Raw genomic sequence first — 17,336 nt, 5'->3', positions numbered from 1 at the left:
TCCAATGGAGCTCGCGCTATCTCCCGAAGACGCGGCGTTTCGCGACGAAGTCCGCGCTTTCATCAAGGACAACTATCCGGCCGAAATGCGGGTTCCTAATCCGGAGACCGATCTCTCCAAGGAGCAGATGCTGCTCTGGCATCGCATCCTGCACAAGAAGGGCTGGGTCGCGCCGCTCTGGCCGAAGGAATATGGCGGGCCCGGCTGGTCCATCACCCGCCGCTTCATCTTCGAGCAGGAGACCAGCCGCGCCGGCACGATGCCGCCTTTGGCATTCAGCGTCACCATGGTCGGCCCGGTGATCTACACCTTTGGCAACGAGGCCCAGAAGAAGAAATTTCTGCCGCGCATCCTCTCGGGCGAGGACTGGTGGTGCCAGGGCTATTCCGAACCCGGCTCTGGCTCGGACCTCGCTACCGTCCGCACCAAGGCCTTGCGCGACGGCGACCACTACATCGTCAACGGTCACAAGACCTGGACCACGCTGGCCCAGCACGCCGACTGGATCTTCTGCCTGGTGCGGACCGATCCGGCCTCGAAGCCACAATCCGGCATTTCGTTTCTGCTGATCGACATGAAGTCGCCTGGCGTCACCGTGCGTCCGATCATCACCATCGACGGCTCGCATGAGGTCAACGACGTCTTCCTCGAGAACGTCCGGGTGCCCGTCGAAAACCTGATCGGCGAAGAGAACAGGGGCTGGACCTACGCCAAGTTCCTGCTCGGCAATGAGCGCACCAGCATGGCCGGCATCGGTCGCTCGACGCGCTACATCGCGAAGCTGAAAGCGATCGTCGAGGCGGAGATCCCGCAAGACGACCCGGCGCACCTCGAATTCATCAGAGAAATTGCCCGCGTTGAGCTCGACGTGTTGGCACTGGAAGCAACGGAGCTGCGCGTCGTCGCGCAAATGGCTCGCGGAATCGATCCCGGACCGGCGGCTTCGCTGTTCAAGATCCGCGGCACCGAGATCTTCCAGGACATCACCGCGCTGACCCATCGCGCGATCGGCAATTACGGCCTCGCCATCCGCGAGCACCCGGGCAGCGCCAACCATTTCGTGCCGGGACCGGATTACGGCCACACCGCGTCGGAGAAATATCTCAATTCGCGCAAGCTCTCGATCTACGGCGGCTCGAACGAGATCCAGCGCAACATCATCGCCAAAGCGGTGCTCGGACTCTGACGGCTAAGCCAGGAGAGGATCGGATGGACATCCAGTTCACGGAAGAGCAGGAATTGCTGCGGTCCAGCGTCCGGCGCCTGCTGCGCGATCGCTATGATTTCGACGCGCGGCGCAAGATCGTCGCCAGCGAGGAGGGCTGGAGCCGCCAGCAATGGCAGGAGTTTGCCGAGCTCGGTCTGCTCGCTGCACCGTTCTCGGAGAGCGTCGGTGGCCTCGGCGGCGGCGAGCTGTCGACCATGATCATCATGCACGAGTTCGGCCGCCATCTCGTGGTCGAACCGTTCGTCGAGACGATCGTGCTCGCCGGCGGCTTGATCGAGCGGCTGGGATCGGAGGCGCAGAAGCAGGTGCTGATCCCTGGTATCGCCGACGGAACGAGCATCTGGGCGTTGGCCACGACCGAGAAGGGATCGCGCTTCGATCCGGCTGATGTCACCACTGCGGCTCGCCGCGAAGGGCAGGACTACGTCCTCAGCGGCGAGAAAGCTGCGGTGATCGGCGCGCCCTGGGCGAACCGCCTGATCGTCTCCGCCCGAACCTCTGGACATCGCCATGACCGCAGCGGCGTCAGCCTGTTCGTGGTCGACCGCCACGCGGCCAATCTGCATCTCCAGAGCTTCAGGACCATCGACGGCCGCCGGGCCGCCGAGATCAGCCTGAACAATGTCCGCGGCGAGCTGCTTGGCGGGGAGGGCGAGGGCGTCGCTGCGCTGGAAGCCTGCCGCGACCGCGCGATCGGCGCGCTTTGCGCCGAGATGGTCGGAGCGATCGGCGAGCTGAACGACGCAACGCTGGACTATTCCAAGACGCGCAAGCAGTTCGGCGTGACCATCGGCGCGTTCCAGGTGCTGCAACACCGGATGGTCGACATGTTTATCGCGCATCAGGAGGCGCTGTCCCTGATGCAGCATCTCAATCTCAGCCTCGGCGCAGGCGAGGCGGGTATCTCGCGGCTCGCCTCAGGCGCCAAGTCAAAGATCGGCTATGCGGGCAAGTTCGTCGCCGATCAGGCCGTGCAGATCCACGGCGGCATGGGCATGACCGACGAGCTCAATGTCGGTCACTACTTCAAGCGGATTTCCGCGATCAACATCCAGTTCGGCGATCCCGCCTACCACGTGCTGCGCTACGCGCAGCTCGGCGCGGCCGCCTGATCCAGAGAGGCAAACATGACACCTGATGCAGTGATCGTTTCCACCGCCCGTACCGGCGTGGGCAAGGCCTATCGCGGCGCGCTCAACAACACCGACGGGCCGACGCTGGCGGGTCACGTGATGGCCGAGGCCGTGAAGCGCGCCGGCATCGCGCCGGGCGAGGTCGAGGACGTGGTGATGGGCTGCGCGATGCAGCAAGGCACCATGGTGATGAACGTCGCGCGCAAGGGCGCGATCCGTGCCGGCCTGCCGGTGACGGTTGCCGGCACGACGATCGATCGCCAGTGCGCCTCGGGCCTGCAGGCGATCGCCGTTGCCGCGCGCTCGGTGATGCTCGACGGCGTCGAGATCGCGATCGGCGGCGGCATCGAGTCGATCAGCCTCGTCCAGAACGACCACATGAACAGGTTCCACGCCGTCGATGAAGAGCTGATGGCGATGAAGCCGGAGATGTACATGTCGATGCTGGAGACAGCCGAAATCGTCGCCGAGCGCTACAAGATCGGCCGGGACAAGCAGGACGAATACAGTCTCGAATGCCAGCGTCGGGTCGGCGCCGCCGTGCAAGGCGGCCGCTTCAACGACGAGATCATCCCGATCACGACCAAGATGGCCGTGCTCGACAAGGACACCAAGCAGGTCTCCTACCAGCAGGTGACCTTGGCAAAGGACGAAGGCCCGCGTCCCGACACCACGGCGGACGGCCTCGCCAAGATCAAGCCGGTGTTCGAGGGCAAGACCATCAGTGCAGGCAATGCCAGCCAGCTGTCTGACGGCGCTTCGGCCTGCGTCATCATGAGCGACAAGATCGCGGCGAAGAAGGGCCTCAAGCCGCTCGGCATCTTCCGCGGCTTCGTCGCCGCCGGCGTCGAGCCGGACGAGATGGGCGTCGGCCCGGTGGCCGCGATCCCACGGCTGTTGCAGCGTCACAATCTGAAGATCGACGACATCGATCTCTGGGAGCTCAACGAGGCTTATGCGGTGCAGGTGATCTATTGCCGCGACAAGCTCGGCATCGATCCCGCCAGGTTGAACGTCAACGGCGGCTCGATCGCGATCGGCCATCCCTACGGCATGACCGGCGCGCGCCTCACCGGCCACCTCCTGCTCGAGGGACGGCGGCGCAAGGCGAAATACGGCGTGGTGACCATGTGCATCGGCGGCGGCATGGGTGCGGCCGGCTTGTTTGAAATCATCCACTGATCGGAAAAGCAGGAGATCTTCGTGAAGACAGCGATCACTGAACTGTTCGGCATCCAGCATCCGATCATCCAGGGCGGCATGCACTATGTCGGCTTTGCCGAGCTCGCGGCCGCGGTGTCGAATGCCGGTGGCCTCGGCATCATCACCGGCCTGACCCAGCGGACGCCGGAATTGCTGGCGAAGGAAATAGCGCGCTGCCGCGACATGACCGACAAGCCGTTCGGCGTGAACCTGACGTTCCTGCCGACATTGTCGGATCCGCCTTATCCGGAATATATCGCCGCTATCCGCGAGGGCGGCATCAAGGCGGTCGAGACCGCGGGCCGCAGCCCGGAAGCCTATATGCCGGCGCTAAAGGCGGCCGGTATCAAAGTGATCCACAAATGCACCTCGGTGCGGCATTCGCTCAAAGCGGAGAAGATCGGTTGCGATGCCGTCAGCGTGGACGGATTCGAGTGCGGCGGTCATCCCGGCGAAGACGACATCCCGAACATGATCCTGCTGCCGCGGGCGGCGGATGAGCTGAAGATCCCGTTCGTCGCCTCTGGCGGCATGGCGGATGGACGCAGCCTCGTCGGCGCCCTTGCGATGGGCGCCTCCGGCATGAACATGGGCACGCGCTTCGTCGCCACCAAGGAAGCCCCGGTCCATGACAATGTTAAGCAGGCGCTGGTCAAGGCAACCGAGCTCGACACCGTTCTTGTGATGCGCGCATTGCGTAACACTGAGCGCGTGCTCAGGAATAAGGGCGTCGACGAGTTGCTGGAGATCGAGCGCGAAAAGGGCGCAAGCCTTAAGATCGACGACATCCTCGATCAGGTGGCCGGCGTTTACCCGAAGGTCATGGTCGACGGCCAGATGGATGCGGGGGCGTGGAGCTGCGGCATGGTGGTCGGACTGATCCACGACATCCCGACCGTGAAGGAATTGATCGATCGCATCATGGTCGAGGCTGAGCAAATCATTTGCCAGCGGCTGACCGGCTTCCTCGATGGCGTGGAGCCGCCGAAGGCGATGAAGGTCGCATGAAGTAAGCCGTTCGCGGCGTTTCGTCGAACGGCGACTACCCGATTATTCGAAACAATTAGCCTGACAAGCAAAGCGCACGGCTCGAACCGGCGCAAAGGGAGAGAGACATGAGTATCAAAGTCGGCTTCTTAGCCGCGTGTATGGTCACGTCACTGATCGCGACGTCCGCTCTGGCTGCCGACGAACCCGGCGTGACTCCAACCGAAATCAAGATCGGCGGGATATTCCCATTCAGCGGTCCCGCGTCCTCGATCGGCCTGGTCGGCAAGGGTGTCATGGCCTATGTGCAGTCGATCAATGACCGCGGCGGTATCAATGGCCGCAGGATCAATTACATCGCGATGGACGACGCCTACAGCCCGCCGAAAGCGGTCGAGCACGCCCGCAAGCTGGTCGAAAGTGACGAAGTATCATTCATCTTCAGCCAGCTCGGCACTCCCGGGAATTCAGCGACGGCAAAATATCTCAAGGCCAAAGGCGTTCTTTCGATCGCGATCGTCAGTGGTTCCAGCAAATTCACCGACATCGCCGAATATCCGCTGACGACGACCGGTCTGGTCAGCTACCAGACGGAGGGAAGAATTTACGCCAAGTACCTCGACAAGGCGTTGCCCGGCGCAAAATATGCGATCCTTTTCCAGAACGACGATCTCGGCAAGGACTACGTCAACGCCTTCAAATCGTTCTTGAAGGGAGATTACGAAAAGCGTGTTGTCACGGCAGCGTATGAGGTTACCGAGCCGACCGTGGATTCCCAGGTCGTCAATCTCAAAAGCTCAGGCGCCGAGGCGCTGTTCATTGCCGGCACACCGAAATTTGCCGCGCAGGCAATCCGCAAGGCGGCCGAGATCGGCTGGAAGGCCAACATCATCATCAATTTTCCGTCGGGATCGATCGGCGGCACGTTGAAGCCGGCAGGACTGGAGAATTCCACTGGCGTCATCGTCGGCACCATTAACAAGGATCCAACGGACGCGAGGTGGAACGACGACGAGGGTGTGCGGGCGTTCAAGGCGTTCTTTGCCAAGTATCTGCAGGGCGCTGATTTCGAGAACACCAGCTATCTGACCGGCTACATGCAGGGCATGATTCTGGAAGGGATACTTCGACAGTGTGGCGATGACCTTTCGCGAAAGAACATCGTCAAGCAGGCCAAATCGCTCAGCCATCTCGTGCTCCCGACGGCATTTCCCGGAATCGAGGTGAATACCAGCGATTCGAGCAACATGATCTGGGGCCAGATGCAATTACAGCGCTGGAATGGCAGCCGCTGGGAACCGTTCGGCGAAGTTTTGGACGCCAGTTCCGAATGAAGCGTGAGCCGTCGAGCGGCCGTCCGGCCTTGCAACTGTGCCCGCTATGGAGAACAGCATGACCAATATTGGCCTTCATCAATATCCGCGAATGGACCAGGTGATCTTCGGAAAGCCGGCTGGGCAAGCATTACGCGAGGAAGCGGAGCGGCTTGGTGCAAAACGCGTGTTCCTGATCGTCAGCAGAACACTGAACACTCAGACCGATGAGATCGAGAAGATCCGCAAGGCGCTCGGCAGCAGATATGCCGATACCTTCGACGGCGTCCCACAACATACGACGCGTGCGTCGGCGGTTGCGGCAACGGCCAAAGCCGCAGAGGCGAAGGCGGATCTGATCGTTGCCGTAGGTGGCGGATCCGTGGTCGATGCCGCCAAGATCGTCCTGATGTGCCTTGAACACAACATTGAGGAGGAATCCGGCCTCGACGGATTCGAATTGGTTTCAACGCCGGAGGGGCCGCGACCGGGTCCATTTCGCGCTCCGAAGGTGAGGATGATCGCGATCCCGAGCACCCTGTCAGGTGGAGAGTACAACTCCGGAACGCTCGTTACGGATACGCGCAGGAAGCTGAAGCAGATATTTAGCCATCCCTTGATGATGCCGCTATCGATCATCCTGGATCCGGAAATCACGCGGCATACCCCGCAGACCCTGTGGCTGGGATCAGGCACCCGCGCAATGGATCATGGGATCGAAGCGGTTTGCTCGCCGAAGGGCAATCCCCTGGTGGAAAGCGTATGTCTGCGAGGTTTGCAGTATCTGTACGACGGCCTGCTGGCCACGAAGGAAAATCCAGATGATTTGGAGGCACGGCAGTTCTGCCAGCTTGGTTCCTGGATGTCCGCCTTTGGATTGCAGTGTCACGTTCCAATGGGTGCCAGCCACGCGATCGGACACGTGCTGGGCGGCACCTGCGATGTCCCGCACTATCTATGTACTGCGGTTATGATGCCGAGCGTGCTGCGATACAACCAACCGGTAACGGACAAGGCCCAGAGAAAAATCGCCGAGGCCTGGCACGCACCCGAGACCGAGGCGGGCGACGTTTTCGCCCAGTTTATCGGTCGATTGGGACTGCCTGGCCATCTTTCCGAAGTCGGTGTGACCGGAGAGAGGTTTGAGCTGATCGGGCGCAATGCGATGCTGTCGGTATTCACCCGAGCAAACCCGAGAGCCATCAAGGGGCCGGAAGACATCGTCGAGATTCTTCAACTGGCCGCTTAGAGGCCGTTGCCTCTGGCGGAGCCAGACGGCGCGCGCATCCCCGTTTTGCAGACGAAGGCGCAGGATAAAAATCATCAGACAGGAGCATCGGCCGCATGACTCGTCATCAATTTCCATCTGCCCTTGTAGAAGGTCCCCTCTTCGCGCCCCGAGAGGTCGGGGTTGAGACGCGGTCCGACGGGACGCTCGTCCTGCGGTCGCCGATCGAGTTCGAGTCTCCTCAATGGTCGATCCTGGACTTTATTCCGGAGTGGGCGGAGAAGGCCCCGCAACGGGTGTTTCTAGCCCAGCGCGGACGCGACGGCGAGTGGCAAAAGATTTCCTACGCCGAGCTATGGCAAAGAGTGCAATCGGTCGGGCAGGCGATGATCAATCTGGGAGCCAAGCGGGGCGACAAGCTTGCAATACTCTCCGGCAATTCGATCGAGCATGCCCTCGTCATGTTTGCGGCAATGTCGGTCGGTGTCGTCGCAGCTCCGATATCACCGAACTATTCGCTCATGCCGGGCGGCCTGGCTCGCTTGCAGGACATCGCAACGCTGCTGCGGCCCTCGTTCGTTTTTGTGCAGGACAGCGAGACCTACGCGGGCGTACGCAAAATTCCGGAGCTCGCGTCCGCGACATGGATTGCGGCGGACCAGAGGGATGAATCTGTATCGGTTCAGTCGCTTTTTTCGACGCGTCCGGGCGCAGAGTTCGAGCAGGCATTTCATTCGATCGACAAGGAGGCGGCCGCTAAAATCCTGTTCACCTCGGGGTCGACCGGACTTCCCAAGGGCGTGATCAACACCCACAAGATGATGGCGAGTTCGCTGCAGATGGGAGCGTTGCTGGTATCGCCTCGCGAAGCACCGGTGCAGGTCGAATGGCTGCCGTGGCATCACACCATGGGAAGCAACGTCATCCTGCAAGGTATTTTGAAGCATGGCGGCACGCTCTATATCGATGAGGGGCGCCCGGTCCCGCAATTGTTTCACAGGACGATTGCCAATCTGAAAGACGTATCGCCGACAGCCATGTTCAATGTTCCGGCTGGATACACTCTATTGTGCGAGGCGCTGGAAACCGATCAAGACCTGCGAACGAATTTTTTCCGACGGCTCGATCGGATGAGTTACGCGGGTGCTGCGATATCACGGACCACGCTGGACAAGCTGTATCAGTTGGCGGAAGCAGCAGGCAGGCGAATTCCTGTGATGTCAGGCTACGGTACCACTGAAACGGCTCCAACGATCAGCACCACCCACTGGGCGACGGACACGCCGGGGGAATTGGGGCTGCCGGCTCCCGGTGTGGAATTGAAGCTCATCCCTGTCGGCGACACTTACGAAGCCCGCGTACGCGGCCCGAATGTGACGCCGGGCTATCTTGGCCGGCCCGATCTGACGTCGGCGGCCTTTGACGAAGAAGGTTTCTATCGGGTCGGCGATACCGTGTCGTTCATCGATCCTGCCAACCCGAGCCGTGGCCTGCGCTTCACCGGTCGGGTTTCCGAAAATTTCAAGCTCTCAAACGGGACATGGGTGGCGGTCGGCAATCTGCGGGCAGCGGCGCTGGCGGCTACCCACGGTGTCTTGCAGGATGTCGTCATCGCAGGCGAAAATCGCCACTCTTGCGCTGTGCTGGGTTGGTTGAACCCCGTCATGGCCAGGAAGTACGCGGCCAACGCCGATGGCGATCTTAACTGTGATCCCGGAGTGATCGCGTTTCTCCAGCAGTGCTTGCGGCTTTACAATGCCAGTGTCGGAAGCAGCGAGCGCGTATGCGCCCTCACGCTTCTTGCAGAGCCGCCCTCGCTGGCGGCGGGCGAGATCACCGACAAGGCATACGTCAACCAACGCGCAGTCCTGATCAATCGGGCGGCGCAGATGGAGCTGATCTATTCGTCCGAGCCGTGCGGTCAGGTGATCGTCATTTAGGAATTGCATGACACAGTCCATGCACGGTCGATGGCCTCGACGTGGGAGATTGCGACTTCGGCGAGATAAGACGGGAGTGGTAGAGATGACAGAAAGTCGGGCCGAAATCGACACGGGAACCAGCGAATTGTTATGCGAAATCCGCGATCGGGTCGCGCTCATCACGCTCAATCGCCCCGAGGCACGCAACGCGCTCTCTGATCATCTCACGCCGGCATTACGGCGGATGATCAAACAATGCGGCGATGATCCGAGAGTCGGCGCGCTGCTGATCACGGGCGCGGGCACAGCTTTTTGCGCCGGCGGCGATGTCAAAGGAATGGGCGGCAATTCTAGTAACGCCGAAACGCCGTTCGAAGAGCGCGTCGCCGATCTGCGGACCAAGCAGCGCACCTTGACCGGCGCGCTCGTGGCGGTCAGGAAGCCGACGATCGCAGCGCTCACGGGACCCGCGGCCGGCGCCGGGATGGCGCTTGCGCTTGCCTGCGATATCCGTATTGCCGCCGAATCCGCGATCATGACCACTGGATACGCCCGGATCGGGCTGACCGGGGATTACGGGATCGCCTGGTTGCTGACCCGGCTGGTCGGAACATCGCGGGCGCGGGAGCTGCTGTTCCTGTCCGAACGGATCGACGCGCGTCGTTGCGAGACGCTGGGTCTCGTCAACCGGGTGGTGCCCGATTCCGAATTGCGCAAGGCGGCGTTTGCGCTCGCGACGTCGCTGGCGGAAGGGCCATCGATCGCGCTGGCCCACATCAAGGACAACCTTGATCACGCTGTGCACTCGGATTTCCTGGACTCAATGGATCAAGAAGCCGCGAATATGGTCCGGTCGTCACGCACGGCCGACCACAAGCAGGCGGTGCGGGCCTTCATCGAAAAGCGCAAACCGGTATTCGCTGGGCGTTAGGTTTCGGAGCGCGCCGGCAAGACGATCATCTCTGAGGCAAGCTGTGAGGTGTCGGTCCCCGCCGAGGTTCTGGCTGCGTCCAAGACGGCTCCCGCCCTCGCGCGCATCACGCCAACTGCATATGCAAAAGAAAACAGATGACAGCGATGAATCGCTCAACGGCGCGATGGTGTCCAGCGTCATGTAACGGGCGCTCTGGACGGCCCATTCATCGTTCTGTTCGAGCAGGATCGCGACCGACGATACGAGCCGCGATCAAAGAACTTCATTCCGGCATCCAGCCCCTTGTATCCCCAAGGTGCGTCGGATCCCTCCTAACGGAAAAAGGCGGGCTACATTTTCGGTATAAGTCATTGTAAATACTGGTGCCGGCTGAGGGGATTGAACACTATAGCCGACAAGAACAAAGCGGAATTGTCAGCTTTGGGGTCTGGTCGGATGAACCGGGCGGCCCTCTTGAGGGTCGCAGCGGGAGGCGAGGCTAACCGAACAGCCGCCGACTGACATTCATGATGAACCCGGCCGGGACACCAATAATCACTCCAATCAGGCCATACCCAACCGCGCCCCAAGGTCCGACCATGAGGCTGCCGTAAGAGAACCCAATCCCGAGACAGAGGACCGTCATGGCCAGTAACGTGTGGTCATTCTTCTCTTCGGCGCGATGGCGCAGCCGCTCGGCTCGGCTTTGAACGTAAGGCCCTGTAGGCTCGCGCGAGCCGCACGTTGGGCAGGCAGCGGCCGAAAACGAAACCGGGGCTCCGCAGTCGTGGCAGTCAATTAGCTCTTTCTGGGCATGGCTACGCTTCATGTCGCGACCATAGCGTTTGTTCATTCTCGGCGCTACGCGGGACTGGAGTGCACCGAAGTTCGCCGTCGTCTCCATACATTTGCCAATACCCCTTGGCCATGGCACATGATTTTGTCCTGCGCGTGAACCAAAATCCTAATTGGAGGAATAAAGTGGGCAAGTGGATTATTGCAGCCGCTCTCGTCGTCTCGGCGTCGGCTGCTAACGCGCAGTACGTTGGCACAGGATCGAACCCCAACAGCCATGGCGTGTCAGGGTACACGCGAAGCAACGGCACGTACGTGCAACCCTATACCGCGACGAACCCGAACAGTACGCAGCGTGACAACTACGGCACGTCGGGTAACTTCAACCCGAACAATGGCACGTACGGGACACATCGGCCGCGTTACTGATCTTGAAAATGAGGAGGCCGTCTACTTTGGCGGCCTTCTCGCTCGCAGAATTTCTAGGGTCACCTAGATTTTCGACCGAATTTCAGCTATGAATACTGCAGTCAACGCGTAAGAGAATTTCTAGAGCCACCTACAAAAATCCGGCGAAATCGGCTATAGATCGGGACGTTCGCACAGGATCGTAATTTCTAATTACAATGGAAATTCGAGCCTTTCTGTGCTATCAAGTCGAACTGTAATCAGCGCCGCGCAAAGCGTGCGGCATCATAGATCGCCTCCGTTCGCTTCAGCGTCGGGGGCGTAAGTGTTTCTAGAGGGGAAGGAATAGGGCGGGTCGCCCTATGCTTGGGATGCACAATGAACCTCGGCAAAGAAAACGACATCATTCAAATCATGACGGGCCCGGCCGAGACCAAGGGGTTAGAGGAGCGCGACATTCCTCCGGCATTGCTTGAATACCTGAGGAAGGACACGGCGGGACGTCTTCTCTTAGACACTCTTGCCGATCTACTCGATCCGGCAGGCGATTCGGTCTGGCGATTGAAGCTGGTTCGACGCGACCGCCGCCACGTCGACCTTGCTCAAACGGTCAAAGACAAGGTCGACGCATTCGAAAGAGTCCGGGAACTAACCGGCTCGATTGCAAGTCGCACTTTGGTCTCTGATATCGTTGAGCGACTGCAGAAGCCGGGTTCGTCATGGAAGGCTGAACGGCGACCCCGTCAATGGCTGTTGCAAGAGAATGGTGTCACAGTCGCCAAGATCGCCGCTGATAAGCCGATGACAGAAGCCATGGCAAAGCATGTCGCGGCGGCAGAATACGGCTTCACCTACGACACATTCCGGGACGTTTTCCGCGACATTGAGCGGTCTGTGCGCGGCGAATGAATTCTGCGGACCTGTACCCTCCTACAGAACCGCAAACATCCCCGGATTTCTGTGCGCATAATGTAATCATGGACTAGGGGCTTCGGCTCTTCCATAAGGCTCTTTGAAATCGTGAAAGGGCGGTGCCGTTAGGTGCCGCCTATATGCGCAAGATCGCTCGTTTCGACGGTCACCGCGCTGGGTCGAGTGCAGCGCCTAACCGCAGGCGCTGTCACTCCCCTTTCCGCACGCAACCTCCGCATTTTGTCGATTGCGTGTTTTTCTATGACTAACGCACGGCGGATTGCGCCGCGCACAACCCACCATCAACATTGGAGAATATCGCCGTGCCCACGGCACCTGAATTATTGAGAGCGTTCCCCGGAATCACCGGCATCCGCGCTTCGACGGTGAACGCCGTCTACCGCACTGAGCGGGAAGATGGCCTCATTCCAAAATGCGAGGGCTCAAGCCCGGCAGAGGTCGACACCACTCATGCAGCCCTGCTGCTCTTCGGCAGCGTTGCCGACGTTCCGCAACACAACGCCGCAAAAGCGGCCCGCCTTTATTACGATCTTCGTGGACCTGACGGCCTTCGCGCGGGTGACGCGATTGCGGTGATGTTGGATAGCTTCGATCCGCGAATGATCGAACAGCGCCTGCAGGCGGCAATTGGCAGCTACCACGCGTATGTCGTCGTCGATCTAGAGACGCCGCGCGTCTCTATTGTTCGCGAATGTCCGGGCCGACCTCCGAGTGAAGAGGTCTTCGGCGTGAAGGCCGCAAAATCGCTGGAAGACGGCGTTTCAACAACGAAGCGCATTTCCGGCAAAGTGCTGTTCGAACTAGCTGCGTTCATGAACAGCGACCATTGGGCCGAACGAGAGGCCCGTGCAGCTTAATCTACATACTGGGGTTTATTTGAATGACATCTTTTCCTGCACCGTCTGCGAAGTTTGTGAACGAACATCGCGCATTTATCCAATCTAAGGAAGCCATAGACGCAGCTCAGACGGCGCTGCGCAACGTGTCGTCGCCGGGATATTATGAGTCCTACATCGCGAAACGCAAAGCGGATATCACTAGCAACGAAAACGTGGGCCCGCGAAGGTCACATGAATCCTTTGTTGCGGAAGCGCAGACTGCGTATTTCAGCGCAGTTGAGGCGTATGAAGTTCAAAAGGAGAAATTTGCCGAAGCATCGAAGAAGGAACAGGACCGTGTCCGCAAGGAAGTACAGCCGGCCATTGAAGCTGATGAAAAGATCGTAGCTCAGTGCGTTGCTCAAGCGATTCCCGCGTTTAGGCGGATTGAGCAAACGGCAGCAAAGCTTGCTGGGCTCAATTACGGTTTCTGGCCGCCCTGCAGACTTGAGATTGACCGCGTGTTCAAAGACTCTCCATTCGATAAGGGCAGCGACATGATGTCGTTCCTTCGGCAGGCAGCGTCTCTCGGATATATTAAGCTCCCGGAGGGCGTCTAATATGAACGACTATAAAGAGTGGTCAGTCGCGGACGGAGTTGCGAGATTTGATTTTTCGGAATTGCCACCCGGTGGGTATGCCATTCGCGAGCGAAAAATTGTGAGGCTCGATGGTGAGAAAGAGTACGAGCGCGCTTGCGATAGGTTCACATCCGCGCTCAGGAGTATGATGGATGGGTAGCATCGATATGAACGAGGATGGCACGATTCACGGATATGGCGCCGTCTTCGGTAACATCGACTCTCATAGGGATGTCATAGAGCCGGGGGCATTCAAGGATAGCCTCGCGCAGCATAGGCGAGATGGCACCATGCCGAAGATGATGATTCAACATAACATGGGTTCATCTACCCTCGACGCATTTCCGATAGGAGTCTGGCATTCTATGTATGAGGACTCGCATGGCTTGCACTGTTCCGGCAAGCTCGCGGTTGGAAGCAGTATGGCCCGCGATGTGTACGAATTGATCAAGTCAGGCGCAGCGACAGATTTGAGCATCGGCTACATCCCGACCAAATTCATCATTCCGCCTCGTAGCTCGGCAGCGAAGCGGCACTTAACTGGCATCCACTTGAAAGAAGTGTCGCTTGTTTCACAGGGATCGAACCCGCAAGCGCGCATTACAAGCTTCAAATGCGCAGACGATGCGTTCAGTCGCGCCCTGGCCGAATTGGCTGCCGCCGTGCGCGCGTGAATTCCACCAACTTGCGGCGCCCCTCGGTCGGCGCCGCCAATTTCATTTTAGAAAGAGAATATGCTTGAACTTAAGAAGTCCGTTAATTACGCGCTGAATCATGCCATTCCGTGGCGCGCATCATTGCAGTCCAAATTTCCTGAAGACCCGCGCAACGCGCTGGCTGTCGAATTGCTGACGCGATTTTCTGCTGATGCCGATTGCATGACCGAAGAGCAAGTCGCAAAGCTGCTGCCTCACTTCTCGTGGGCGGACGAGTATTGGCACACAACTTTGAGGACGGTCGTTCGCCGCGTTGGATATCAGCGAACAATCCGGACGTTCGATGATTTCGTGAACACGCTTGTATCGTACCTGCAGCACGTGAAAGCCGCCGCCTGATGAGTATTGACGACACGCTGCCAATACCTGCGGACGTTGAGCGGCGGTTTCTTGAAAATGTTAGTCATGAAGTCGGTGTTAGAACGTGGCTTGAAGAACGCGAGATTGATCCGGAGCGCACTGGTCAAGCTGCGTTGATTAATTACGGGTACGTTTGGAACGGTGTTCGCTACAACTTCAAAATCTATCCTGCCGAGCACATCGGGCCAAAGCGTTCAGCGCTCGCCGTTCCGATTATTGAGGCTGGCCAATTCGTCGACTTGCTCCTGATCGGCGACGACGGGTCATTTGAAACGGTGTCGTGCCGCGCCTCATGGCTTGGCCGGGACAACATCAATCGGTCGACGGTTCGTCTTCACGCGCATCCACTCGATTGGCTGCAGTCCGGCTGCACGGGGGTTTGCCACATCGCGCCAATTAGCCGGGCGGCATTGAAAGAACTCGCCGCTGTTCAGCGGATCGAATGCAACGATATCCATACCGCCTTGGAAGCGTGGGATTGGGGCTTCGGTGACGATGAAGGGCTGTCGCGGTTCTGGATAGACGATACGCCGGAATCCATTCGCCGCTACTTCGAGCAGGCCGCTCGTTGGCAGGCAATGTGTAAGCTTGTTGCGGAGGTCTACCGTTGAGCCTTACCCTCGATAAGATCTTCCCGAAAGGGGAAGAGTTCGCGCGCGAGACGGCTGAGGCTATCGTTCGGCACGTGAAGATGCCAAATCCGGCCAACGATAATCGGCCGTTGCAGTTGCCTGCACAGGTCAAAGCAGACCTGAAAGAGCGCTTCGACGTTACATGGTTCGACGACGTGAACGAGTCCATTGCGAAAGAATGGGTTGTAAAAGACTTCCTCGGTGCCGGTGAATTCTCACTGTTCGTTGCGAAGCCGGGTACCGCCAAGAGCGTTCTGCTCTGCGATATCGGTTGCCACATTGCGGCGGGCCAGGATTGGCACGGACGGAAGGTCAAGCAAGGCTTAGTTGTCTTCTTCGCGGCTGAACGCAAGAGCCTGACAGAACGGCGCGTTGCTGCGTGGCGGAAGAAGTATGAATTCGCTGGAATCCCTTTCGTTGTGGTTGGTGGCAAGCTGGACCTGACAGGGGGACTGATTGACGCGAAGTCGCTAGGAGGGGCGATCAAAACGCTTGAGGCCAAGTGCGGCCACGAATGCGCTCTTATCATTGTCGACACGGTCACGCGGACCTTTGGTGCAGGCGACCAGAACGCTTCCAAAGACATGCAAAAATACGTGCAGTCAGTCGACGAACTACACCGGGCAACCGGTGCTCACGTCGCCGCAGTTCACCATTCCGGTTGGGAAGGGGATCGGGGCAAAGGTGCCATTGACCTTGACGGCGCTATTGACGTGTCGTTTGGCGTCACAGCTTCAGGCAAGGGCGAAAGCAAGTCGTTCGTCTTGGAGTGTACCGGCGCTAACGACGGCGAGGAGGGCACCATTACCGCCTTCCGGCTTGAGTCTGTGTCGCTGGGCGTTGATCCGGACGGAAACGAGACTACGGCGCCTGTAGTCGTGCCGACGAAGGTTACGCCGGCCAGCCTCACGGCATCAACGGATGATGGGCTCAACCTGAGGGGAAATACCGCCAAGGCATTCGAGTCTTTACGCGCCGTCCTGGAGGAAGATCGCGGCGAGCCGGGGCCTATCGACCTAGGCTACCCGGACGGTGTCCCGACCGTACCGCGCGACGCTTGGCGTAACAGGTTCTACGCGGACGTCCTAGCCAAGGAGCCTAGTGTGGACAATGAGACGCTTAGGCAGCGCTTTCACCGGGCCTCTGGCAGGCTGATAGAGGCAAGCCATGTGGGCGCGATGGGGGACCGGGTCTGGCTGCCGTGACATTTTCGATGTCACGCGTGACATGTCACGGATATCACGGCCCATCTTAGCGTGACGTGACGTGACAGGGGTATATACCCTGTCACGGATGTCACGCTGTGGGGGATTCTTGAGAAAGAATAGGCGCCGCAGGGCGGTGGTCATGGCCTTACAACGGGCTGGCGAGGTCGTACAGCGGTGTGGGCGAACGGCCGGTGTTTGCTGGGGCAGTTATAGAAGGACGCACCGCAGCGCGCCGTCTTTAGACAAGGACGCCACCGACGCTCAAGACAATGTGAACCCAAAGGTTCGCTAGGATATCACATTGGGTAGCCTTCGAGATTCCCTCGCGGCCCAATTTGGCGTGAATTCCGTCTGCCCAGTTGCTTGCGTTACGAGCCTGCGCTCCATAACTCATGGGATGGCCGCGTAGAGTGGCTATGCATGAAAGGGCAGATGATGTCCGAAGTCGACGTGCAATGTACGTTTGTGATGGAGACTAGGGACTAACGAGCATGAAGACCGAGCGCCGGCAACCGCCGGCGGTTCGGATCAGGGTGGCGCAGCGCTCACCGCGAGCCAATTGGCTGACAGTGGGCACATTTCTCCTGATACTTCTGTCGTTGGAGCCAACGATCAACCTGAATGTATCTTACGAGCAAGCAACCGGTTGGGACGTCAAATTCCAACTGAGTTGTGGAGCTGAAAACATAGACCAAGGAGAAGCCGCGCCAAAAAGGAGGCTTCAACTTCCTAGGTCTCGTTTTATCCGGCGTTAAAAAGTCGCCGCGAGTGGAAGCCGCCCAAGGAAACTGGAGCGGCTTCTTTCTTTCTGACCGGGTCTTTTGCCTGCTCCCGCGTGGCTCGACAATCTATCAGTACCTATTTGGAAAGATGGACTGTGATGCGTTTGAAGGACTGT

General features: G+C 59.2%; 16 protein-coding genes. 15 read left to right on the top strand and 1 reads right to left on the bottom strand.

What is annotated here, in order from left to right; all coding sequences use genetic code 11:
- Positions 1 to 4 precede the first annotated feature (4 nt).
- The 8 genes from BM222_RS12470 to BM222_RS12435 all read left to right on the top strand — a co-directional run bounded on the left by BM222_RS12470 (position 5) and on the right by BM222_RS12435 (position 9,945).
- Complete coding sequence (locus BM222_RS12470; protein WP_092228546.1) at positions 5 to 1,186, top strand: acyl-CoA dehydrogenase family protein; 1,182 nt, start codon at positions 5 to 7, stop codon at positions 1,184 to 1,186.
- A 23-nt stretch (positions 1,187 to 1,209) separates the two neighbouring features.
- Positions 1,210 to 2,340 (top strand): acyl-CoA dehydrogenase family protein, encoded by a 1,131-nt coding sequence (locus BM222_RS12465; protein ID WP_092228545.1) that lies wholly within the window; start codon positions 1,210 to 1,212, stop codon positions 2,338 to 2,340.
- 15 nt (positions 2,341 to 2,355) lie between these two features.
- The gene (locus BM222_RS12460; protein ID WP_092228544.1) at positions 2,356 to 3,543 is read left to right on the top strand and encodes an acetyl-CoA C-acyltransferase; all 1,188 of its coding nucleotides are present in this window, start codon (positions 2,356 to 2,358) and stop codon (positions 3,541 to 3,543) included.
- 21 nt (positions 3,544 to 3,564) lie between these two features.
- Complete coding sequence (locus tag BM222_RS12455; protein ID WP_092228543.1) at positions 3,565 to 4,572, top strand: NAD(P)H-dependent flavin oxidoreductase; 1,008 nt, start codon at positions 3,565 to 3,567, stop codon at positions 4,570 to 4,572.
- A gap of 107 nt (positions 4,573 to 4,679) precedes the next feature.
- Positions 4,680 to 5,885 (top strand): ABC transporter substrate-binding protein, encoded by a 1,206-nt coding sequence (locus BM222_RS12450; RefSeq protein ID WP_244547100.1) that lies wholly within the window; start codon positions 4,680 to 4,682, stop codon positions 5,883 to 5,885.
- 58 nt (positions 5,886 to 5,943) lie between these two features.
- Entirely contained in the window at positions 5,944 to 7,113 is a 1,170-nt protein-coding gene (locus BM222_RS12445) for an iron-containing alcohol dehydrogenase (RefSeq protein WP_092228644.1), read from the top strand.
- 95 nt (positions 7,114 to 7,208) lie between these two features.
- The gene (locus tag BM222_RS12440) at positions 7,209 to 9,032 is read left to right on the top strand and encodes an AMP-binding protein (RefSeq protein ID WP_092228541.1); all 1,824 of its coding nucleotides are present in this window, start codon (positions 7,209 to 7,211) and stop codon (positions 9,030 to 9,032) included.
- 85 nt (positions 9,033 to 9,117) lie between these two features.
- On the top strand, positions 9,118 to 9,945 hold the full coding sequence (locus tag BM222_RS12435; protein WP_092228540.1) for an enoyl-CoA hydratase: 828 nt from the start codon (positions 9,118 to 9,120) through the stop codon (positions 9,943 to 9,945).
- A 481-nt stretch (positions 9,946 to 10,426) separates the two neighbouring features.
- Here BM222_RS12435 and BM222_RS12425 read toward each other — a convergent pair whose 3' ends face one another.
- Positions 10,427 to 10,780, bottom strand: coding sequence for a hypothetical protein (locus tag BM222_RS12425; RefSeq protein ID WP_244547099.1), 354 nt, complete (start codon positions 10,778 to 10,780; stop codon positions 10,427 to 10,429).
- A gap of 728 nt (positions 10,781 to 11,508) precedes the next feature.
- Between BM222_RS12425 and BM222_RS12415 the strand changes: the two genes are divergently transcribed.
- From BM222_RS12415 to BM222_RS12380, 7 genes are all read left to right on the top strand, one after another.
- Positions 11,509 to 12,039, top strand: coding sequence for a hypothetical protein (locus BM222_RS12415; RefSeq protein WP_092228538.1), 531 nt, complete (start codon positions 11,509 to 11,511; stop codon positions 12,037 to 12,039).
- 326 nt (positions 12,040 to 12,365) lie between these two features.
- Positions 12,366 to 12,920 (top strand): hypothetical protein, encoded by a 555-nt coding sequence (locus BM222_RS12410; protein ID WP_143105945.1) that lies wholly within the window; start codon positions 12,366 to 12,368, stop codon positions 12,918 to 12,920.
- Positions 12,921 to 12,943: 23 nt separating this feature from the next.
- Positions 12,944 to 13,501 carry a hypothetical protein gene (locus tag BM222_RS12405; protein ID WP_143105944.1) on the top strand — a complete coding sequence of 186 codons (558 nt, stop codon included), beginning with the start codon at positions 12,944 to 12,946 and terminating at the stop codon, positions 13,499 to 13,501.
- 173 nt (positions 13,502 to 13,674) lie between these two features.
- Entirely contained in the window at positions 13,675 to 14,196 is a 522-nt protein-coding gene (locus tag BM222_RS12395) for an HK97 family phage prohead protease (protein WP_092228534.1), read from the top strand.
- 60 nt (positions 14,197 to 14,256) lie between these two features.
- Positions 14,257 to 14,577 carry a hypothetical protein gene (locus BM222_RS12390; RefSeq protein ID WP_092228533.1) on the top strand — a complete coding sequence of 107 codons (321 nt, stop codon included), beginning with the start codon at positions 14,257 to 14,259 and terminating at the stop codon, positions 14,575 to 14,577.
- Complete coding sequence (locus BM222_RS12385; RefSeq protein WP_092228532.1) at positions 14,577 to 15,209, top strand: hypothetical protein; 633 nt, start codon at positions 14,577 to 14,579, stop codon at positions 15,207 to 15,209. Before BM222_RS12390 ends, BM222_RS12385 begins: the two co-directional genes overlap by 1 nt.
- Complete coding sequence (locus tag BM222_RS12380; protein ID WP_092228531.1) at positions 15,206 to 16,435, top strand: AAA family ATPase; 1,230 nt, start codon at positions 15,206 to 15,208, stop codon at positions 16,433 to 16,435. The genes BM222_RS12385 and BM222_RS12380 overlap by 4 nt, the downstream gene beginning before the upstream one ends.
- The last annotated feature ends 901 nt before the right edge of the window (positions 16,436 to 17,336 follow it).

The organism is Bradyrhizobium sp. Gha (assembly GCF_900113735.1).
Lineage (GTDB): Bacteria > Pseudomonadota > Alphaproteobacteria > Rhizobiales > Xanthobacteraceae > Bradyrhizobium.
This window is presented reverse-complemented; position numbering and strand designations above follow the sequence as displayed.

Excerpts from the sequence above, each read along its gene's own strand:
- BM222_RS12470 (WP_092228546.1), top strand. The coding sequence starts at position 5 with ATGGAGCTCGCGCTATCTCCCGAAGACGCGGCGTTTCGCGACGAAGTC.
- BM222_RS12465 (WP_092228545.1), top strand. The coding sequence starts at position 1,210 with ATGGACATCCAGTTCACGGAAGAGCAGGAATTGCTGCGGTCCAGCGTC.
- BM222_RS12460 (WP_092228544.1), top strand. The coding sequence starts at position 2,356 with ATGACACCTGATGCAGTGATCGTTTCCACCGCCCGTACCGGCGTGGGC.
- BM222_RS12450 (WP_244547100.1), top strand. The coding sequence starts at position 4,680 with ATGAGTATCAAAGTCGGCTTCTTAGCCGCGTGTATGGTCACGTCACTG.
- BM222_RS12445 (WP_092228644.1), top strand. The coding sequence starts at position 5,944 with ATGACCAATATTGGCCTTCATCAATATCCGCGAATGGACCAGGTGATC.
- BM222_RS12440 (WP_092228541.1), top strand. The coding sequence starts at position 7,209 with ATGACTCGTCATCAATTTCCATCTGCCCTTGTAGAAGGTCCCCTCTTC.
- BM222_RS12435 (WP_092228540.1), top strand. The coding sequence starts at position 9,118 with ATGACAGAAAGTCGGGCCGAAATCGACACGGGAACCAGCGAATTGTTA.
- BM222_RS12425 (WP_244547099.1), bottom strand. The coding sequence starts at position 10,780 with ATGAACAAACGCTATGGTCGCGACATGAAGCGTAGCCATGCCCAGAAA.
- BM222_RS12415 (WP_092228538.1), top strand. The coding sequence starts at position 11,509 with ATGAACCTCGGCAAAGAAAACGACATCATTCAAATCATGACGGGCCCG.
- BM222_RS12405 (WP_143105944.1), top strand. The coding sequence starts at position 12,944 with ATGACATCTTTTCCTGCACCGTCTGCGAAGTTTGTGAACGAACATCGC.
- BM222_RS12395 (WP_092228534.1), top strand. The coding sequence starts at position 13,675 with ATGGGTAGCATCGATATGAACGAGGATGGCACGATTCACGGATATGGC.
- BM222_RS12390 (WP_092228533.1), top strand. The coding sequence starts at position 14,257 with ATGCTTGAACTTAAGAAGTCCGTTAATTACGCGCTGAATCATGCCATT.
- BM222_RS12385 (WP_092228532.1), top strand. The coding sequence starts at position 14,577 with ATGAGTATTGACGACACGCTGCCAATACCTGCGGACGTTGAGCGGCGG.